The organism is Streptomyces sp. NPDC059037 (assembly GCF_042740015.1).
GTDB lineage: Bacteria > Actinomycetota > Actinomycetes > Streptomycetales > Streptomycetaceae > Streptomyces.
In genome coordinates this window covers 1-4,257 of record NZ_JBHYIG010000464.1, presented here as the reverse complement: position 1 = coordinate 4,257, position 4,257 = coordinate 1, and the positions used below count along the sequence as shown (strand labels likewise).

Annotated in this window: 4 protein-coding genes; 2 read left to right on the top strand and 2 right to left on the bottom strand. The window is 73.7% G+C overall.

All coding sequences use genetic code 11. The features are described from left to right. The first annotated feature begins 416 nt into the window (after nucleotides 1-416). Nucleotides 417-1,667, top strand: coding sequence for an MFS transporter (locus ACFWY6_RS44605; protein ID WP_384703408.1), 1,251 nt, complete (start codon nucleotides 417-419; stop codon nucleotides 1,665-1,667). Here ACFWY6_RS44605 and ACFWY6_RS44600 read toward each other — a convergent pair. After that, nucleotides 1,593-2,606, bottom strand: a complete 1,014-nt coding sequence (locus ACFWY6_RS44600; RefSeq protein ID WP_384703405.1) for a GlxA family transcriptional regulator — start codon at nucleotides 2,604-2,606, stop codon at nucleotides 1,593-1,595. The two genes, ACFWY6_RS44605 and ACFWY6_RS44600, sit on opposite strands and share 75 nt — an antisense overlap. A 59-nt stretch (nucleotides 2,607-2,665) precedes the next feature. Between ACFWY6_RS44600 and ACFWY6_RS44595 the strand changes: the two genes are divergently transcribed. After that, nucleotides 2,666-3,991, top strand: a complete 1,326-nt coding sequence (locus ACFWY6_RS44595) for an MFS transporter (RefSeq protein WP_384703411.1) — start codon at nucleotides 2,666-2,668, stop codon at nucleotides 3,989-3,991. Here ACFWY6_RS44595 and ACFWY6_RS44590 read toward each other — a convergent pair. Continuing rightward, nucleotides 3,984-4,257 (bottom strand): flavin reductase family protein (locus ACFWY6_RS44590; RefSeq protein ID WP_384703402.1); only part of this gene is annotated, 274 nt, incomplete at its 5' end. The genes ACFWY6_RS44595 and ACFWY6_RS44590 overlap by 8 nt on opposite strands.

Below are 4,257 nucleotides of genomic sequence, written 5' to 3'. Positions count from 1 at the left end.
CCCCGCGGGCGGGCGCATTCTCCCCCCCCCCCCCCGCCTCGCCCCCGCGGGGCTCTGGGGGTGGGTGGGCGGGAAAGGCTTGTGCGTGGGGAAACCGCTGCGGGGCGATCGGGCGGGTGGTGGGAGAAGCGCGTTCGGTCAGCTTTGCGCTGCGGGTGGGAGAAGCCCGCTCGGGCGCGCCTGCGCTGCGGGTGGCAGAGCCCCGCTCGGGCGCGCGCTGCGGGTGGCAAGGGGCTGTGCCTGCGCCCCTGCGCTGCGGGTGGCAAGGGGCGGCTGTGCCCGCGCCCCTGCGCTTGCGGGGCGGAGGGAGTGTGCCTGCGCCCCTGCGCTGCGGGGCGGAGGGAGCTGTGCCTGCAGCCCTGCACCGCCGGGTAATTCAGGGGCGGCTCACCCCGGTGGGAGCCTAACTTCGGGGGATGAGTTATCGCGATGTGGCGACCCGGCCCGTAGCCGCGTGGGGCGTCGTGGCCGTGGGGGCGAGGATGCCCGTGGCCATGGCCCCGCTCGCCCTGGTGTTTCTGGTGCGGGAGCGCCCCGGCGGCTACACCCTGGGGGCGGTGCTCGCGGCGGCGTACGTCGTGGGCGAGATCGCCGGAGCACCGCTGCTCGGGATGCGGATGCGGGCCGAGCGGGCCAGGCCTCAGCTCGCGGCGGGGCTGGCCGTGGGCGCGCTCGCCTTCGGGGCGCTGGGAGTGTTGCCCCAGGCCCACCCCGTGGTGCTCGGCGCGGCCGCCTTCCTGGCGGGCGCCGCCCCCGCCGCCGCCCCCGGCGGCCTGCGCGCCCTGCTCACCAGCCTCGTGCCCGAACACGCCGCCGCCCAGGCGCTGTCCGCCGAGTCGGTGCTCACGTTCAGCGTGTGGGCCGTCTCGCCCGCCGCCGTCACGGGCCTCGCACTCGGCGTCGCGCCGCAGCTGCCGCTGGTGCTCGCGGCCGTGCTCATGGCCTCCTCCGTGGCCGGTCTGTGGATGCTGCCGGTCGGCTGGCGGTCCGACGAGGACGACCGGGGCGGTGAGTCGATGGTCCGGATCATGATCCGGGCCTGGCCCGTGTATGTGACGGGTGCCGCCAGCCTCTCGCTCCTCGCCCTCGCCGAACTGGTGCTCCCTGCGCTCCTTGAGCAGCGCGGCATCGAGGTCGGCTGGGCGGGCCCCCTGCTCGCCGGGCTCGCGATCGGGTCGGCCGTCGGGTCGGTGGTGTACGGGCTGCGCAGCTGGCCGGGGCGGCTGCGCACGCAGAGCATGGTGCTGATGTTCGCGGTCTCCGGAGTCGTCGCCGTCGTCGCGCTGATGCCGAGCACCGGACTGATCGCCGCGGGCCTCGCCGTCGCGGGACTGCTGCAGGCCGGCGCGATGCTGACCCGGAACCTGACCCTGCGCGAGGTCCTGCCGCCGAGCGCGCTCGCCGCCGGCTACTCGGTCATGTACGCGGCCGTAGGCGCCGGTTACGCGGCCAGCGGCTCCCTCGCGGGCGGCCTGCTCGCGGTCGTCGCACCGTCGACCGCCATCCTCGCCGGGGTCGGCCTCACCCTCGTACTGACGGTGGTGGGCGTGCTCGGCGAGGTCAAGCCGGCACCGTCCGGCGGGGGCGGGCCGTCACCGTCCGGCGACGTGGACGGCCCGGAACGTGCGCCGGTACGCGGTGGGGGTGACACCGAGAGCCGCCTGTAGGTGCTGCCGCATCGACTGGGGCGTTCCGAAGCCCGCCTCCCGGGCCACCTGGTCGACCGACAGATCGCTCGACTCCAGCAGGTGCCGCGCCCGCTCCACGCGCTGCTGGGTCAGCCACTGACCGGGGCTGACGCCCACCTCCTCGCGGAACCGGCGCGTGAAGGTGCGTACGGACATCGACTCCTGGTCGGCCATGTCGCGCAGCTGGATCGGTTCGTGCAGATGGCCGAGCGCCCAGCCGCGGGCCGTGGTGGTGGTCGCCAACTGCGGCTCGGGGACGGGGCGTTGGATGTACTGCGCCTGGCCGCCGTCCCGGTGCGGCGGCACCACCGTGCGGCGCGCCACCTCGTTGGCCACCGCCGAGCCGTGGTCGCCGCGTACGACATGGAGACAGAGGTCGACACCCGCCGCCACACCCGCCGATGTGAGCACGTCGCCGTCGTCGATGAACAGGACGTCGGCGTCGACGGTGATCTTGGGGAAGAGCCGCTGGAAGTGCTCGGCCGACGACCAGTGCGTGGTGGCCCTGCGGCCGTCGAGATAGCCCGCCGCCGCGAGGACGTAGCCGCCCGTGCAGATGGCGACCAGGCGGGTGCCGGGCCTGATGTGGGCGAGGGCGGCGGCGAGTTCGCCGGTCAGGCGGCCCTCTTCGTAGACGGGACCCAGTTCGTACGACGCCGGGACCACGACGGTGTCGGCGGTGGCGAGGGCCTCGGGGCCGTTCTCGACGAGGATGGCGAAGTCCGCGTCGGTGCGGACCGGGCCCGGTGGGCGGATCGACGCGGTGATCACCTCGTACAGGCGCGCGCCCGCGCTGTCTCTCGTACGCCCGAAGATCCGTTGCGGAATGCCCAGTTCGAAGGGGATCACGCCGTCCAGGGCCAGGACGACGACGCGGTGCCGGGGCGTGCCACTGGTGGAGCCGGTCGCTGGGGCCATGGCCCGATTCTAGCGAAGGCTGTCCCTCGGGCCACTCGATCGTGATCGACGGCGGCCCGATGCTGATGGGCGTGACACAGACAGACCTGACCAAGACGACGGAGCCTCGCTCGAAGGCCCCGCGCCGCCGCCGCGTCCACCGCGCGTGGTTCGTCGCCGCCGTCACCTTCGTGACGATCATCGGCGCCGCGGCCTTCCGGTCGCTGCCGGGGCTGCTCATCGACCCGCTGCACCAGGAGTTCCACTGGTCGCGCGGCACGATCGGGCTCGCGGTCTCCATCAATCTCGCGCTGTACGGGCTCACCGCGCCGTTCGCCGCCGCGCTGATGGACCGGTTCGGCATCCGCAAGGTCGTCGCCGTCGCACTCGTCGTGATCGCGCTCGGGTCCGGCCTGACGGTCTGGATGGACTCCGCCTGGCAGCTGCTGCTGTGCTGGGGGCTGCTCGTGGGCCTCGGTTCGGGCTCGATGGCGCTCGCCTTCGCCGCGACCGTCACCAACCGGTGGTTCACCACGCGCAAGGGCCTGGTCACCGGCATCCTCACGGCGGCCTCCGCCTCGGGCCAGCTGATCTTCCTGCCGCTGCTCTCCTGGATCGTCGACCGGCACGACTGGCGTCCTGCCGCGGTGACGGTGTCGCTAGCCGCCTTCGCGGTGGTGCCCTTCGTCTGGCTGCTGCTTCGCGACCACCCGGCCGACGTGAGCCTGAAGCCCTATGGCTCCGAGGAGTTCGTGGAGAAGCCGCCGCCGGTCACGGGGGCCGCGCGGCGCGCGGTCACGGTGCTCTTCAAGGCGGCACGCACCGGACCCTTCTGGCTGCTCGCCGGCACCTTCGCGATCTGTGGCGCCTCGACGAACGGCCTGGTCCAGACGCACTTCGTGCCCGCCGCGCACGACCACGGCATGCCGGTCACGGCCGCCGCGTCGCTGCTCGCCGTCATCGGGGTCTTCGACGTGATCGGGACGATCGCCTCCGGCTGGTTCACCGACCGGTTCGACGCGCGCCGGCTGCTCGCCGTGTACTACGCGCTGCGCGGCATCTCGCTGCTCTTCCTGCCGATGCTGCTCGCGCCGTCCGTGCGGCCCCCGATGATCTTCTTCATCGTCTTCTACGGCCTCGACTGGGTGGCGACGGTGCCGCCGACCCTGGCGCTCTGCCGCGAGCAGTACGGCGACGACAGCGCGATCGTCTTCGGGTGGGTGCTCGCATCGCACCAGGTGGGCGCCGCGGTGGTGGCCTTCGCGGGCGGTGTCGCGCGGGACACCTTCGGGTCGTACGACGTCGTTTGGTACGCATCGGGCGCGCTGTGCGCGGCGGCCGCGCTGATGGCCCTGGTGATCCGGCGGCGGGGCGAGGGGGCTCAGTTGCGGCCCGCTCTCACGTAGCGAAGCGGCCGAACCTGCCCCGGTGGAAGAGCAGCGGCTCCCCCGCGTCGGCGGCCCCGAGCGCCTCCACCTTGCCGACCACGATCAGATGGTCGCCGCCGGTGTGCACGGCCTGGATGGTGCAGTCGATCCAGGCCGGTGCCCCAGTCAGCCGGGGCGAGCCGGTGACCGGCGCCGCCTCGTGCTCCACTCCCGCGAACTTGTCGGCGCCGCTGACCGCGAAGCCGCGGCACAGCTCGCCCAGGGGGGCGCCCCCGACCGTGAAG